16 protein-coding genes are annotated in these 14,392 nt (G+C 41.3%); 8 read left to right on the forward strand and 8 right to left on the reverse strand.

Features of this window, described 5'->3' with window-relative positions; translation table 11 throughout:
- Nucleotide 1: 1 nt before the first annotated feature.
- Nucleotides 2-214 carry a heavy-metal-associated domain-containing protein gene (locus J7E38_RS10425; protein ID WP_214705690.1) on the forward strand — a complete coding sequence of 71 codons (213 nt, stop codon included), beginning with the start codon at nucleotides 2-4 and terminating at the stop codon, nucleotides 212-214.
- 228 nt (nucleotides 215-442) lie between these two features.
- Entirely contained in the window at nucleotides 443-1,237 is a 795-nt protein-coding gene (fdhD, locus tag J7E38_RS10430; RefSeq protein ID WP_215038467.1) for a formate dehydrogenase accessory sulfurtransferase FdhD, read from the forward strand.
- A 42-nt stretch (nucleotides 1,238-1,279) separates the two neighbouring features.
- Here the strand turns inward: fdhD and J7E38_RS10435 are convergent, their stop codons facing one another.
- Nucleotides 1,280-1,459: an H-type small acid-soluble spore protein gene (locus J7E38_RS10435; RefSeq protein ID WP_214705692.1), complete on the reverse strand. Its 180-nt coding sequence runs from the start codon at nucleotides 1,457-1,459 to the stop codon at nucleotides 1,280-1,282.
- Between the two features lie 62 nt (nucleotides 1,460-1,521).
- Here J7E38_RS10435 and J7E38_RS10440 point away from each other — a divergent pair, with 62 nt between their 5' ends.
- Nucleotides 1,522-1,989 carry a GNAT family N-acetyltransferase gene (locus tag J7E38_RS10440; RefSeq protein ID WP_215038434.1) on the forward strand — a complete coding sequence of 156 codons (468 nt, stop codon included), beginning with the start codon at nucleotides 1,522-1,524 and terminating at the stop codon, nucleotides 1,987-1,989.
- Nucleotides 1,990-2,021: 32 nt separating this feature from the next.
- On the opposite strand, the gene J7E38_RS10445 is transcribed toward J7E38_RS10440, so the two are convergent.
- Complete coding sequence (locus J7E38_RS10445) at nucleotides 2,022-3,959, reverse strand: alkaline phosphatase family protein (protein ID WP_214705694.1); 1,938 nt, start codon at nucleotides 3,957-3,959, stop codon at nucleotides 2,022-2,024.
- A gap of 447 nt (nucleotides 3,960-4,406) precedes the next feature.
- On the opposite strand from J7E38_RS10445, the gene J7E38_RS10450 reads away from it, so the two are divergent.
- The 3 genes from J7E38_RS10450 to J7E38_RS10460 all read left to right on the forward strand — a co-directional run bounded on the left by J7E38_RS10450 (nucleotide 4,407) and on the right by J7E38_RS10460 (nucleotide 7,332).
- On the forward strand, nucleotides 4,407-4,940 hold the full coding sequence (locus J7E38_RS10450) for a YdhK family protein (RefSeq protein ID WP_215038469.1): 534 nt from the start codon (nucleotides 4,407-4,409) through the stop codon (nucleotides 4,938-4,940).
- A 352-nt stretch (nucleotides 4,941-5,292) separates the two neighbouring features.
- Nucleotides 5,293-6,459: a TraB/GumN family protein gene (locus J7E38_RS10455; protein ID WP_214705696.1), complete on the forward strand. Its 1,167-nt coding sequence runs from the start codon at nucleotides 5,293-5,295 to the stop codon at nucleotides 6,457-6,459.
- A gap of 252 nt (nucleotides 6,460-6,711) precedes the next feature.
- Complete coding sequence (locus J7E38_RS10460) at nucleotides 6,712-7,332, forward strand: class I SAM-dependent methyltransferase (RefSeq protein ID WP_214705697.1); 621 nt, start codon at nucleotides 6,712-6,714, stop codon at nucleotides 7,330-7,332.
- A gap of 525 nt (nucleotides 7,333-7,857) precedes the next feature.
- On the opposite strand, the gene J7E38_RS10465 is transcribed toward J7E38_RS10460, so the two are convergent.
- Entirely contained in the window at nucleotides 7,858-8,013 is a 156-nt protein-coding gene (locus J7E38_RS10465) for a hypothetical protein (RefSeq protein WP_214705698.1), read from the reverse strand.
- 56 nt (nucleotides 8,014-8,069) lie between these two features.
- Nucleotides 8,070-8,537 (reverse strand): hypothetical protein, encoded by a 468-nt coding sequence (locus J7E38_RS10470; protein WP_214705699.1) that lies wholly within the window; start codon nucleotides 8,535-8,537, stop codon nucleotides 8,070-8,072.
- 157 nt (nucleotides 8,538-8,694) lie between these two features.
- On the opposite strand from J7E38_RS10470, the gene J7E38_RS10475 reads away from it, so the two are divergent.
- Together J7E38_RS10475 and J7E38_RS10480 are read left to right on the forward strand one after the other, a co-directional pair.
- Nucleotides 8,695-9,507: a DUF2935 domain-containing protein gene (locus J7E38_RS10475; RefSeq protein WP_214705700.1), complete on the forward strand. Its 813-nt coding sequence runs from the start codon at nucleotides 8,695-8,697 to the stop codon at nucleotides 9,505-9,507.
- A 145-nt stretch (nucleotides 9,508-9,652) separates the two neighbouring features.
- The gene (locus J7E38_RS10480) at nucleotides 9,653-9,862 is read left to right on the forward strand and encodes a hypothetical protein (RefSeq protein ID WP_214705701.1); all 210 of its coding nucleotides are present in this window, start codon (nucleotides 9,653-9,655) and stop codon (nucleotides 9,860-9,862) included.
- A 102-nt stretch (nucleotides 9,863-9,964) separates the two neighbouring features.
- Here the strand turns inward: J7E38_RS10480 and qoxD are convergent, their stop codons facing one another.
- Genes qoxD through qoxA form a run of 4 tightly spaced genes read right to left on the reverse strand, consistent with a single transcriptional unit; the run spans nucleotide 9,965 to nucleotide 13,834 of the window.
- Nucleotides 9,965-10,264, reverse strand: a complete 300-nt coding sequence (qoxD, locus tag J7E38_RS10485) for a cytochrome aa3 quinol oxidase subunit IV (protein ID WP_214705702.1) — start codon at nucleotides 10,262-10,264, stop codon at nucleotides 9,965-9,967.
- Nucleotide 10,265: 1 nt separating this feature from the next.
- Complete coding sequence (gene qoxC / locus J7E38_RS10490) at nucleotides 10,266-10,871, reverse strand: cytochrome aa3 quinol oxidase subunit III (RefSeq protein ID WP_144480928.1); 606 nt, start codon at nucleotides 10,869-10,871, stop codon at nucleotides 10,266-10,268.
- Entirely contained in the window at nucleotides 10,861-12,840 is a 1,980-nt protein-coding gene (gene qoxB, locus J7E38_RS10495) for a cytochrome aa3 quinol oxidase subunit I (RefSeq protein WP_215038436.1), read from the reverse strand. The genes qoxC and qoxB overlap by 11 nt, the downstream gene beginning before the upstream one ends.
- Entirely contained in the window at nucleotides 12,830-13,834 is a 1,005-nt protein-coding gene (qoxA, locus tag J7E38_RS10500) for a cytochrome aa3 quinol oxidase subunit II (protein WP_214705704.1), read from the reverse strand. Before qoxA ends, qoxB begins: the two co-directional genes overlap by 11 nt.
- Between the last annotated feature and the right edge of the window lie 558 nt (nucleotides 13,835-14,392).

Genomic DNA, 14,392 nt, shown 5'->3' on the forward strand with positions numbered 1-14,392 from the left:
TGTGCAGGAAAAGACGTTCAAAATCAGCAATTTAAATTCTGATGAAGATGCTGAGAAACTCACTGGAGCGATGCTCGAGGTCTGGGGAATTTCCCAGGCAGAAGCAAACACGCAACACAAAACCGTTTCGATCAAATTCGATGAAAGAATGTCTTCCCAGGAAGATTTTAAGCAGGCGGTGCGTGAAGCCGGATTTGACCTGACTAGTGAATAACTATATTAAAAGAGGTGACGAAGATGAGAATATGTGAAGTTTGCGGAAGAAAAGAAGGCTTTGAAGAACATCAAGAAGAGCTGTTCCAAGCTGTAAAGCTTCATGTTTGCGAAAGTTGCCGAGAGGATCGAAAGGCGCCGCCATTAGGAGACTGGGCATATTGATTATGAAGGAAAGTGCCAGGGAATATACCATGTGAAAATCCAGGTGAAACGAGGTGGCACAACGCTGGAACCAATTGAAGTGAAACGGGAAATCATTCGTTACGGGAAGGGTCTTGCCGAACGAGTTGAAGACAGTATCGTAACAGAACACCCTGTGACAATAAAAATCAATGGCGCAGAGTTTGCGACACTCGTTTGTTCGCCGGATTTTATCGAGGATCTTGTTATCGGTTTTTTAGCTTCGGAAGGCGTGATCCGTAAGTATGATGATTTAGAAGATATATGGATAGAAGAAAAATCAGGCACGGCACATGTAAAAACGAAAAAGGTCAATCCATATTACCTTAATTTCCAGGGTAAAAGATATATTACTTCCTGTTGTGGAGCAGGAAGGCAGGGATTTGTTTTTATAAATGATGCCCTGACTGCGAAAAAGATGGAACAGGTAAGGATAAAAATATCATCCCGGGACTGTTTTTCCTTGATGAAGGAAATGCAGGAATCGTCACAAGTGTTTCAAAACACGGGAGGAGTCCATAATGCGGCACTTTGCCAGTCAGGTAAAGTAGTGATTTCCAGGATGGACATTGGCAGACATAATGCTCTGGATAAAATTTATGGTCACTGCCTGAAAAACAGTATTCCACTTTCGGATAAGGTTCTTGCCTTCAGCGGAAGGATTTCTGCGGAAATCCTCCTCAAGGCATCCAAGATCGGCTGCGAAATTGTTTTATCGAAATCTGCTCCTACAGAACTTGCCTTAAAGCTTGCAGAGGATCTGGGCATTACTACGATCGGCTTTATTCGAGATGAGTCCCTTAATGTGTACACTGGACAGGAAAGGGTATTTCTTGAATAAACGTAATAGGTAAAAAGAAAAGGCTCTCCAAAGGGGAGCCTTTTATCCTTCATCCAAACCATCGATTGAAACAAGCTGTCTTTCTTCCTGGGTCCCTCTTGCCGAGATGACCGCCATACTTGAAGTAGCATCAATGCTTTCAATCCAAATCGGCACTCCGTGGTAGTGGACGGAGATTTCATCTTCAGCAGTGAGGATTTCTTTTACCCGTTGCAAATCCATGATTATCACCTCATACTTAAAATAACCATAGACAAAAACATGTATGTATAGGGGAGTATATGATGAAATTTGTGAAAAGCAGTCATGAGAAAATTTCTGTTGAGATGGAAATCATGAATTCGCATCCCGACTATAATTTGCTGGCGGATGGGAAGCGCTTATTAGATGAAAAAGATTTGCTGGAGGAACATCAAGAGGGACATAACCTCGAGAAAGAGCGCTATCTTATTGAAGTGGAAGGAAAATACATCGGTATCATAGATTTTATCATGAAAAATCCCAGGGACGGGAAGCCGTGGCTTGGATTGCTGATCATTCATAAAGCGTGGACAAGGCAATCATTGGCTGAAAAAGCTCTGTCCATGTATGAGGAAATGATGAAGAAAAGGGGTATACCTGAAGTTCGATTGGGATGTTTTGCTGGTAATCAGCCGGGTTTGTCATTTTGGAAAAAACAAGGGTTTAAACAGGTAAAACAAATAAAATTCCGTGACAAGCCGTTATGGATCATGGGGAAAAACATAGAATAAGGCGAATCAAGAGAGTCCTGATTCGCCTTATTTTATTCTGTAAGCTCTTCGATATCTTTTCCTTCAACATATGAAGGTGTTTCCAATCCAAGCAGATTGTAGATGGTCGGAGCGATATCTAAATTTGAGACGGAACCAATTTGCTTGCCATTGCTAATGTCTGGCCCCATGGCCATGAAGACAGCTTTCAGCTTCTCCCGATCAGGATCCCCGCCATGGGTTCCTAATTCAGATGTCGGTTTGACAATATGTGTAACACCCTTTCCCATAATATAACCTGGAGCCGCCATTAAGAGAACATCCCCGGCATTCCGTTCTTGTAAATTGCCTTTTTGAGGTATTTTCTTTATTTCCTGATATGGATGTGCTTTCGCATTTGTAAGGTAACCATACAAACTTTCTGTATTCTCTCTTAATCCATTGAAAGAAAGGTTGATGGTGCTGTCCCAAATTTCCTTAAGGTGATACTTTATGACTGGTCCATTCTCATTCCTGTCCACCTCAACTCCCTCGAAAGCTTGGATGATTTCAGTGCGAACCTGCTCATATTTTTCAGGAGGGACAATTCCATACTTTTCTCTTGATTTCAGATTGATGTAAACATGAGCAGCAGATCCACTCGGAATCGCAATTGCTTTGGATTTCTCGTAATCAATCTTTCCATCAGAATCAAGGACGAGAAGGTTATTGTCCTTCAACACTTTATTAGGTTCGATCGCCGAATGTGCGGGTTCCATTCCATGATCCGAAACGATGAACAGGTAGTCATTTTCATCGAGAGCTTTGACTGTTTTGCCTACTGTCTTATCAGCTGTCTTATACGCCCATCGAATGTATTCAGCGTTTTTCTTTGATTCATTCTTTGTAAAACCAGGTTGTCTTGGGTCTGTCAGTAAATACTTATGCTCCTGATGGTCAATTTGCGGAGCGTAGAACATCAGTAAATCAGGCTCAAACTCGTTTTTGATAAAAAGGGACACGTCAGTTACCCAGTTTGCAAATCTTTCTGATATTTGTTCATATTCTTTCCTTGATATCCAGCCCTCTTCAAGTGCACGGTCATCTTCCTGTGGTGGAAAGAAACCGAATTTTCCCCTGATTTGTTCTGAAAAACCTTGTGGTCCATCAATCAAACCAGATGTTACTGCTGATTGGTATATCACGGCCCCATTGTCCAGAGTTGGGTCCTCAGAAGTGATCTTAAACCAAAATCCTGCATTCTTGTTTTCTTGAACCCGCAGTTCTAGTGATCCCCAGCCCTTGGGTTTGACCGGGTTGTTTCTTTCGGCTTTTTGATCAGTGACCATGAATGAATCATAATTTTTTTCCTGGTCATTGGTTGAATCAACGGCTAGCACATGAACTTTTTGACTTTTACCGTCTTTGACTTTAATGTGAAAAGATGATTCCTTTAATGGGCTGTAACTCTCAGGAGGGTCACTCCACCCCGAAGCCTCCGTGAACTGAAGCTTCTCCTGTTTGCTAGGGGACCATGTATCTCCATAATAAATCGTGTAGTCTGCCTGTTTCCCGATGGCCGGATTGGCACCGGCAAAAGCGACCGTGGCCGTCGTTTTTCCCTGTTTCCTGGCTGATACCCATAACGGATCTACTTCAAGTTCACTCATAAAAGCATCCTTCTGGTTTGTCATTGCTGCATCTTTCTGCTGCCAGATATTGCTGACGATGGATGTTTTAAGAGGAGTCGCTCCTGTTGCGATCGCTGCGTGCGAAGGTGCCGTGAGAGAAGGACTTACGGTAGTGGAATATTTCGCGATAGTTCCATTTTTGACCACTTGTTCTATATTAGGCAGCTTGCCGTCTTTTACATAACTCCTTGTTAGGTCATTTCTCATGCCATCAAATGAAATCAGGACGACCTGCTTTTTGTTTTCTGCATTTGCATTTGTACCGCACATACCTGATAAAAAAATAATAAAGACGATGAATTTAAAGATTCTTGTTGTCATAAACTCTCCCTCGCTGATGTTATAGAAGGAATTTACCTTTTTTCCAGGCTTGTAAAACTTTTAGAAAATTAGTTCTTTAGTTTTTTGCTCTGTTATAGCCTAATTTTGTTTTACCTCCTCTTGATTGTAGTGGAAGGCGCGTAGACTCCTCCGAAAATGCTACCGCATTTCCTTCGTGCGTGGGCAGGTTCGAGGAAGCTAATAAATGTCCTGAGGCTCAGCGCCAGCCAGGAAGAATTGCCTTTTGAAAAAGCCGGCAGTTGGGCTTTTTCATTATTCTTCCAGCGGAAAGCGATGCACGGAACGAAAATCAACAGCATTGTTAAACAGAGCATTTTTTTAAGCGAAATCTTGCTTCCTCGATAAAATCTCCATATTTATTTGATATAAATTCTTATATAAAAAAAAGGAGGTATTTAAACAGTGAGTATACGTATCAAAGGACTAATGGTCATAGTTTCATTGTCGGCGGCACTATTTTTAACAGGGTGCACAGGGGAGGAAGATCAATCAGGAACGGGCGGTCACAGTGCTCATGAAAATATGGAGCATTCAGGTTCAGGAGAACTGCCTGAGGGTTTGAAAGTAGCGGAAAATCCAAAATTTGAATTGGGCAGCAAGGCTATCATCACCGCTGATCACATGCAAGGAATGGACGGAGCGGAAGCAACAATTGTTGGTGCTTATGACACAGTCGTCTACTCGCTGTCTTATGACCCGACAAATGGAGGCGAGCGAGTGGAGAACCATAAGTGGGTAATCCATGAAGAATTGAAGGACGCAGGTGAAAAGCCTTTGGAGCCAGGGGATAAAGCGATCATCAATACGGACCATATGGAGGGAATGAAAGGGGCAGAAGCAGTGATCGATTCAGCTGTTTCAACGACTGTTTACATGGTCGATTTCACGCCGACAGACGGATCGGATAGGGTAACGAATCACAAGTGGGTTACTGAAGACGAGCTGACTTCTGCTGAATAAGCTATGTTATTTCCAAAATATGCACGATTGTCCTTCCGGAAGTCTGGGTATATAACCTTTAAGAATGAGGAGGGATGACTCATGAATAAACTTATAAAAACTGCTATTAAATGGGGACCTGTCCTGTATCCAATCGTCAAGAAAATGATGGACAGCAGGAAATCTTCAAAACTGAAAAGCAGCTACTCAAAATAAGTCTTTCAGGAGGCCGCACATTGTCAGGTAATGAAGATGTGTGGCCTTTCTCTGTATACATAAATATTCTTTCTATTTGGACCTATTGTTCATGTTATAATAGTGGAATAAAATACATATAGTTGGCTTTCATTGGTCTCTTAAAAGGAAGGTATCTATGGTTGAGGATAATATAACGAGAATTGACATGAATGGCAAGGAATACATATTAATCGGGACTGCGCATGTATCAAGGCACAGTGCAGAGCAGGTGAAGGAAGTTATTGAGGCTGAGAGGCCGGATTCCGTATGTGTCGAACTGGACGAGCAGCGATACAAAACGATTACGGAAGGCTCCAAGTGGCAGGAAATGGATATTATCCAGGTCATTAAGGAAAAAAGGGCATCGCTGTTATTGATGAATCTGGCTATTTCATCCTTCCAAAATCGGATGGCCAAGGATCTTGGTATCAAAGCGGGTCAGGAAATGATCCAGGGGATTGAATCCGCAAAGGAAGTCGGAGCACGCCTTGTTCTTGCCGACCGTAATATCCAGATCACTTTTTCACGGATCTGGGGAAATCTGGGCTTGAAAGGAAAAGCCCTTCTGCTTAGCCAGATTATCACAAGCATCTTCAGCAAGGAGAGCATATCTGAGGAAGATCTTGAAAAGCTGAAGGAACAGGACACAATCAACGCGATGCTGAATGAGTTCACGGAAACTTTTCCTCGTTTGAAAAAGCCGTTGATCGATGAAAGAGATCAGTATTTAGCCCAAAAAATCAAGGATGCCCCAGGAGAAAAAATCGTCGCTGTCCTCGGTGCTGCCCACGTACCAGGCATCAAGGAACAGATTAAAAAAGAACATGACCTGAAAAAACTAAGGGAGGTTCCGCCAAAATCCAAATGGCCAAAAATCATAGGCTGGAGCATTCCTGTGTTTATTATGGCCATCATCATCTACACATTTGTAGCAAATCCGTCTGCGGGTTTTTCCCAGACAGTCAGTTGGATTTTATGGAATGGCAGCCTTTCTGCCCTGGGAGCAGCTATTGCCATGGGACACCCACTGACCATCCTGACGGCCTTTATAGCAGCCCCGATCACATCGTTGAACCCTTTGCTTGCAGCAGGCTGGTTTGCCGGTCTGACACAGGCGTATATCCGCAGGCCAAATGTGAAGGACTTTGAAACCCTTTCTGAAGATGTTTTTAGTGTAAAAGGATTCTGGGGAAACAAAGTCAGCCGGATTTTACTGATTGTTGTGCTCGCCAACCTGGGAAGCTCTTTCGGGACCTTCATTGGCGGTGCCGATGTCATCAGGGTATTCCTCGAAAATCTCTAGGAGCACTGAAGAGGATCATGAATACGAGTACAATGCTGTAAAAATAACGCCAATTAGCAGTTCATTTCGCTACAGAATTGAACTGCTTCTTTTTTTATTTTCGAAGGTCTTCAACTACCAAGTAAAAATGAATTAGCCATCCAATCACAGCATGGATAGCTAGCAAGACAAATCGTTGAAGAAGGAATAAAGAGTAGTGTAAGAGAATTAATAATTTATATAAATCTTATATCTAAAATAAGCTGGTGAATTATGAAGTTAATGGAGAGAATACAAGAATATATAGATAACCAGTACAGAACACCAAAAGGACTAATTGGTACTGTGATCGGTGAAAAAATGGTAAAGCAGCATAAGCCCGAAACATTATGGACCATTGAATTATTAAATATTCAACAGGGTGAAAGTGTTCTAGAACTTGGATGTGGTTCTGGTTATGCAATGAAACTTATTTTGGAACAAGATAAAACTAGAGTAGTTGGATTGGACCTGTCTCCAACTGTGATTCGGTCAGCTAAGATGCGAAATAAAAAAGCATTTATGGAAGAAAAAGCAGATTTTGTACAAGGAAATGTAAATTGTTTGCCTTTTCAAGATGAACAATTCGACAAAGTTTTTAGCATCCATACTATTTATTTTTGGGATGAATTATTTACTACAGTATCGGAAATATATAGAGTTTTAAAGCCTGATGGTCGCATTACACTGACCCTGTGTGATGGCAAAAACGATGTTATATGGGATGGAATAAGAAATATTATAGAAGAGCAATTAATCCCGATTATGAAGAACCAGGGCTTTTTAGAGGTAGAAGTAGTAAAAGGACCAAATTCAAGACAATATCATACTATTGCAGTTTTGGGCAAAAAGTAATTAAATAAACGAATTATCAATCAAATTCTTAAGGCATTGATCTTAAAAAAAGGCTGTTTTCGTAAAGATTGTTGTTAAAATCCTAAAGCCGATTTTTACGTGATAATAGCCCTTTTGTATGTCGTACTAAGTTTGCAAGCTCTTTTCTCAGCATAAGCGTTAATTGTGTGAATAATCTTAGGAAATTCAATCCTATTATTTAGGCAATAGCAACAAAGTTTGAGAAAAGAGCCTAAAAAAACAAAAAAAAATCATCCTCGATATCAGGATGAAAAAAACCGAATGTGCAGTTCAAAAAGTAAACCTATTTTGACTTTCGTGTATTGTTATTCTGATACTCAGCCTGGCGTTTTGCATCCTTCTTAAATTCTTCCATTGCCTTGCTGTAAAGTAAGCTCATTTTCCACACCTCCTATTTGCTTGTCATTCATATTACCTTCGTTCCCTGTGAAATGGGGAGTAAAACATGAAATTCCCACGTTGTAAAATAAAGTAAAAAGGCGCTCGGTAATGAGCGCCTTTCAGCTATTTTTTATTGATTTGCTTGCCGCTTTTTTTCTGGCTCTGTGATTTTGAATTTCCGACCTGGAATTCAGATCCTAATTCAATGTCATTCCTTTGATCATGCTTTTCGGTTTGTTCCCTTGTTTGATCCCTATTCTTCATTCCTTGCCTTGCCATCAATATCACCCCGCTTTCCTTGAATTAATCTTTGTATCTGTCCCCATTTTATACTTTTAGTTTGAGACTCCTCTGATCACTTTATCGTAGAAAACCTGGAATCCATATAAAACGAAGGTTTTGAATAAAAAGACGATGGATAACTGGAACTTTGTCAGCCGGACCAGGGTGACATAGCCGAATTTCTTAAAAAAATCCAAAACGTAATAAGTAAACAGTGAGTCAATCAGGATATTGACCAGCAAATATAAGTTGAACTTTTTATAGGTGTACTTCAAAATCCAAAAAGATCCGATGAAAAAAGGACCCCAAATCAACGGCAGTTCCGCAAGTACATTTGGTTTTATTTTAAAAGGAAACCACCACCATTTCCTTTTTTCCGCCAATCTTCCTTCGAACATTAAATAGATGCCCATAAACACTGTGCCAGGGAGAAATTTACGGATAGTTCTTTTATCAAGAAAGGGCAGTGAAAACCAAGGCAGTATGGCCATGATCACAATGTAGAGTTTTAAATTTTTCATAAGCCCTCCTTTTATAAGTAATATAATGTCTACTGCATTACTGTTATTATCTCTATTAAGGTCTAAATGATGAGTATCTATAAAAATTTATTAGCCGTTCATTCATTTCTTCTTATTTTAAACAGTATGTATTTAGAAGATAAAGGAGGAGATATGGATGATTTCTCTTTGGGATGAACATTCGTTTTGGCTGGAAATGCTGCAGGATCATGCCTATTTTGTCAGAGATGCATTATCGCCGGTTGAAAAAGAGTACGTACTTCAGGCAGAGCAGTATATTGAACTATACGCTGATTTGCTAAACAGGCTTCAGGGGATACCCCGAAATGCTGATTACGAAGACAGCCAGATGATTGATTTTGCAAGGATGGCATGGACGGTTGCAAAAAACTATTTTGATTTTGAAGGAACCCTGCAGGCGATGCGTATTGACAACCAGATCAATTTAAATCTTTCACCCACATACTTAAATGGAACTCTTAGTGAAAATCAGGAATATTTAAGGATATTACAGTACCTCGTACATGGGCAGGAGCCAGTCAGGCTTTCAATTGTCGAGCTTATGGACCTTTGGCTCGAGGATCAGCTCGGACATGCGGTGCTTTTTGAAAATTTGCTTGATCCAATAGAAGCAGGAGCCAATGCGGCAGCACAGGAATTTAAGAGAAGATATCAGTTGTACATCGTCCAGAACCATCATCTGAAAAATTATCTAAGGGTGAAAGAACCCGGCTTTGCAAGACAAAAGGCCTTTGTTTATGAAGTGGGGAAAACGACACTGGAAATGAATCAATTTATCAAGAATATGGTTGAAAGGTATAAAGAAGATACGCTGCTGAATAAATCTACCCTTCGATTCCTGGAGCACCATTTTCCTGAAACCTGTTATTTCCTGACGAATCTAAGTTACTTTGAGCCGAGGCTGAAGGGTGAAATCGGAAATTGTTCCCTTTCCAAACCGTCATTTTAGTGAGTTTAAATAAAAAGATGATTAGATTTTCAAGAAATATGAATTAATTGTGAAAAATAATAAGTTAATTGTGAACATTATGTGACATTTTTTCGTAAATTCTGTTAATATAAACAGTACATACGAAAAAGTGGGGGAATGAGAAGTGGGTAAACTTCTTATGTACTTTTATTTATTAGTTGGTATTTATTGTATTGTAAGCGGATTCCTTGCTGTTGTTTCACATGGGTTCCAGCATGCAGTCCTGTCATTATTCCTGGCGGTCTTCAATTTTGCGATGTTTTCCTTGTTCAAGAAAGAAGGGAAGCTGCCTCGGCTGCGTTTGATTAAAGGACATAAAAGCGAAATAGCATAGTTCCATCGATTTTTATCCATGGCTTGGACGCTACTGGCCAAAATATTGAAATCGATAAACAAAAAAACCAGGCTCCTAATTAAAGAGCCTGGTTTCGGTTTATTAATGCGAGTGTCCAGATGTCATGACCCAGATGGAGCCTGCCACTATGACGACTGCAATGAATGCTGAATAGATAATATTGATATTGTTGGTTACTTTATCATCGCCTTCATTGATGTGCATGAACATATATAGCTGGATACCGGCCTGGACAACTGCGAGTGTGCCGATGATCCACATAACTGCCTTCATCGAGAGAGAGCTTTGAAGGGCAATCCATGCTGCGCCGAAAGTCAATACGAGTGACATGAAGAATCCAATGACATGGCTGATTGGGAAGCCTTTAGATTGATTATCCATATTACATCACCAACCCTCTTAGATATACGAAAGTAAAGATGAAGATCCAGACTACATCAAGGAAGTGCCAGTACAGTCCAAAGATGAACGTCTTGCGGGCTGTCACAGGTGTCAAACCTCTTTGCAGCATCTGGATGATCAGCAGGATTGCCCAGCCGATCCCGATTGTGACGTGCAATCCGTGCGTTCCCAGCAGGACGAAGAAGCTGGACAGGAATGCGCTTGTTTGCATCGTTGCCCCTTCATGTACATAGTGCATGAATTCGCGGATCTCCATGAATAAGAATCCGCCGCCGAGCAATAATGTAAAGACTAGCCACATCAGCATGCCCTTGATATTGCTTCGGCGCATCTCGAAAATCGAAATGCCCATCGTAAAACTGCTTGTCAACAGCAGGAAGGTTTGAATTAACACGTCTTTTACGATAAAAATATCACTCTGTGTGGGACCTCCCGCATGGCGCTCACCGAGCACACCATACACGCCGAAAAGGGTAGCGAAAAGGACAATTTCTGCTCCAAGGAAGATCCAAAAGCCAAGGATATTCATCCTATTTTGTTCTGTCTGGTATTCAAGCGGCAAAGCGGCGTTGACTTTAGCTGACATGGTTCTTCACTCCTTTGTTCGCGCCTTTTCTCCATTTGCGTTCCGTTTCAGAAATTTCATCTTTGTGAACATGGAATCCTTCATCATAATCGAATGAACGGAAAGCCAATCCGGCAAAAATTCCAAGTGCGGCAATGCCGGCAGCAATTGTCCATTCAAATACAAGCAGGAACCCTGAGATTCCGAATACTGCACCCATATAAATCGGGATCCAGGTGTTGCTAGGCAAGTGGATTTCTTCAATCTCATCTTCATTCAAAGGCTGAATTTCATTGTTCTTTTTCATATGCCAGAAAGCATCAAGCTTTGTTACTTCCGGAAGGGAAGCAAAGTTATAATGCTGTACAGGTGTAGCAGTAGCCCATTCAAGTGTTCTTGCATCCCAAGGGTCATTGCCGATGTTGCGGTCTGCGTTACGGGCGCTCCAGTAAATATTGTAGACAAGTGCCGCAAAGCCGGCTGCAAGAATGATTGAACCTGCTGCAGAAAGCATCATCAATGGACCAAATCCTGTTTCGGCAGAATATGTGTACGCACGGCGGACCGCACCATCAAGTCCCAAGAAGAACATTGGCATGAATGTGACATTAAAGCCCACTACAAACAGCCAGAAATGCCATTTACCGATTTTTTCATTCAGCATATAGCCGAACATCTTAGGCCACCAGTAGTAAAGGCCGGCAAAGATCGGGAACACAACTCCAGGAATCAATACATAGTGGAAGTGTGCTACCAGGAACAATGTGTTGTGGTACTGGTAATCGGCTGCAGCCATAGCAAGCATGACGCCAGTCACACCGCCGATAACAAAGTTAGGAACGAATGCAAGTGCCCAGAGCATGGATGTCGTAAACTTGATCCGTCCTTTTCTCATGGTGAACAACCAGTTAAACACCTTCACTCCGGTCGGAATGGCAATCGCCATTGTTGTGATCGAGAAGAACGAGTTCACTGCAGCATTATTGCCCATTGTGAAGAAATGGTGAACCCAAACAAGCATACTCAAGACGGATATCATCACAATTGAGATGACCATTGATTTATAACCGTAAAGAGTTTTGCGGGCGAAAGTCGAGATAATATCTGATAACATCCCGAAAGCTGGCAGGACGACAATATAAACTTCAGGGTGTCCCCATAACCAGAACAGGTTTGCCCATAGCATATCCATGCCGCCGCCGGAAATCGTGAAGAAGTGTGTCCCGAATGTGCGGTCAAATGTCATCAATGCAAGCGCCACAGTAAAAATAGGGAAGCTGGCAACGATAATGATTGATGTAATGAATGATGTCCATGTGAACATTGGCATCTTCATCAAGGTCATGCCTTTAGTTCTCATTTTTAATACTGTGACAACGAAGTTAATACCTGTCATCAATGTACCTGCACCGGCAATTTGCAAGGCAACTGCATAGAAGTTATTCCCAATGCCCGGACTAAATTCTTTTCCGGCAAGAGGGAAGTAGGAAGTCCAGCCTGCATCGGGTGAACCACCGATAATGAATGAAATGTTAAAGAGCGCAGCACCACTTACAGTCAGCCAGAAGCTAAGTGCATTCAGTTGTGGAAAAGCGACGTCACGAGCGCCGATCTGCAATGGAACAGCAAAGTTCATGAGACCGATCAATAGCGGCATCGCCACAAAAAGGATCATGATGACACCGTGGGTCGTAAAGACTTCATTGTAATGTTGTGCATTCAGGAATTCGTTTTCCGGTACTGCCGTCTGGCCTTTCATCATCAATCCGTCAATTCCGCCACGGAAAAACATCACGACACCAAGCAGGATATACATGATCCCGATCTTCTTATGGTCAACGGTTGTCAGCCATTCAGTCCAAAGGTAATTCCATTTTTTAAAATAAGTGATTGCAGCTATGGCACCTACTAGTGTTAGAGCAATACCAATCTGTGATGCAAAAATCAGTGGATCGCCGGTTACGAAAAATTCATCCCATTTAATGCCCACTGTGCTCACCTCCGTGAGAATCCTCAGTTTCTGATTCTTTATGATTCATAGTTTCAGAGTCTTTACCGTCTTTATTTTTGTAATTATCCTTGTCCTCAAAGATCTTACCTGGCCATCCATGTCCTCTGTCATACATTTCAGGATTTGTGTAGTTCTTTGAGTGAGGATCGGAATGATCGACCCATTCAAGATGGGTATTTGAGAATGTCTTGCGGCCAAAGTGTGATGGCTCAAGCATTTTTTCATACTCTTCAAGAGTCATTTTTGGTGCTGTTTCTTTTACGTCCTTAATCCATTGGTCAAAATCTTCCTGTGTCTGGGAGAGGACTTCGAATTCCATTCCTGCATAGCCCTGGCCATTGAAGTTTGTATTTCGGCCTACATATGAGCCAGGATTGTCAGCGACAAGGTAGAGCTGAGTCTCGGCATGGGCCATAGAGTACTTTTGACCTCCGAGCGCAGGAATCCAAAAGCTCTGCATCGTTCCCGCTGAAGTCAGCTTAAAGTCGATCGGACGGTCTTCAGGGATGTTCACATAGTTGACTGTCTCGATCCCTTGTTCTGGATAGCTGAAAATCCATTTCCAGTCAGCAGAAGTAACATTAATGACAAGCGGTTCTTTATCTTCGTAGCCTTTAGGTATTTCATCTATTGCATAAATTGTTTTGACTGTTGGAATGGTCAAAGCAACGATAATCAAAATTGGAATCACTGTCCAAATAATCTCCAACACTGTGCTGCCGTGTTCTTCTGGTGGCTCATACTCCAAATTGTCTTTTCGCTCACGGTATTTCCAGACAATGAAAGCGAAAAGCCCGAATACAACCACTGTAACAAGCAGCATCAAAGCAATCGAAAAGTTGATTAACTCAAGAATTTGCCTTGCGATTGGTCCCTCTGGGTTGAATACCACCATATTGTTTTCACAGCCGCTAAGCAACAGCATAGCCATGATCGAGGTGAGGGAGACCAAAAAAAGTTTTGATTTCTTCATCACTGCAGCTCCTTTCAAATTTCAACATTGTTCATTTTATCACAAACTTATGTTCATTTGTTCACAATGTTGTCAAAAGTTAACCGAAAATGAACGGTAAGTTGTGGCAAAAAGGTGTGATAAATATCACACTGCTTTATTTGTAATCATTCTAACATGGAAATTGTTACGGATTTGAAGACAAATGTGAACAAATTATGAAAACAAAAAATGTCATATTAGTGAATTTCGTCATGCACATATTGACGAATAAAAGGTGGGCCTTATTGCAATTCCAGGCTAAATTCTATTTTTTATTTTACTTTTTAACGATTCTATATATATTTTTCTATTATTTCTCTCATCCTACTCACATAAACTAGCGACAATCTTTTAATGATCGTCTTGCTTGCAAGCTGTTTTTTATGTGCCAAAGCTCCCAAGCAGTAGGGTGCATTTTTTTCATATTATATATCTCCCATAATTCCATAGAATTTTCAGAGTGCAATTTCAATGGTTAATAAGCCCAATTATGGTACGATTAAAAAGACTGAGAACAGGTCTTAATCGGAGTAGAGG

This window comes from Bacillus sp. ISL-35 (assembly GCF_018613355.1).
GTDB lineage: Bacteria > Bacillota > Bacilli > Bacillales > Cytobacillaceae > Mesobacillus.

Bases quoted from the DNA above. Each gene is read 5' to 3' on its own strand.
- J7E38_RS10435 (WP_214705692.1), bottom strand. From the start codon at position 1,459: ATGGATTTGCAACGGGTAAAAGAAATCCTCACTGCTGAAGATGAAATC.
- J7E38_RS10440 (WP_215038434.1), top strand. From the start codon at position 1,522: ATGAAATTTGTGAAAAGCAGTCATGAGAAAATTTCTGTTGAGATGGAA.
- J7E38_RS10445 (WP_214705694.1), bottom strand. From the start codon at position 3,959: ATGACAACAAGAATCTTTAAATTCATCGTCTTTATTATTTTTTTATCA.
- J7E38_RS10450 (WP_215038469.1), top strand. From the start codon at position 4,407: ATGGTCATAGTTTCATTGTCGGCGGCACTATTTTTAACAGGGTGCACA.
- J7E38_RS10455 (WP_214705696.1), top strand. From the start codon at position 5,293: ATGGTTGAGGATAATATAACGAGAATTGACATGAATGGCAAGGAATAC.
- J7E38_RS10460 (WP_214705697.1), top strand. From the start codon at position 6,712: ATGAAGTTAATGGAGAGAATACAAGAATATATAGATAACCAGTACAGA.
- J7E38_RS10465 (WP_214705698.1), bottom strand. From the start codon at position 8,013: ATGGCAAGGCAAGGAATGAAGAATAGGGATCAAACAAGGGAACAAACC.
- J7E38_RS10470 (WP_214705699.1), bottom strand. From the start codon at position 8,537: ATGAAAAATTTAAAACTCTACATTGTGATCATGGCCATACTGCCTTGG.
- J7E38_RS10475 (WP_214705700.1), top strand. From the start codon at position 8,695: ATGATTTCTCTTTGGGATGAACATTCGTTTTGGCTGGAAATGCTGCAG.
- qoxD (WP_214705702.1), bottom strand. From the start codon at position 10,264: ATGGATAATCAATCTAAAGGCTTCCCAATCAGCCATGTCATTGGATTC.
- qoxC (WP_144480928.1), bottom strand. From the start codon at position 10,871: ATGTCAGCTAAAGTCAACGCCGCTTTGCCGCTTGAATACCAGACAGAA.
- qoxA (WP_214705704.1), bottom strand. From the start codon at position 13,834: ATGAAGAAATCAAAACTTTTTTTGGTCTCCCTCACCTCGATCATGGCT.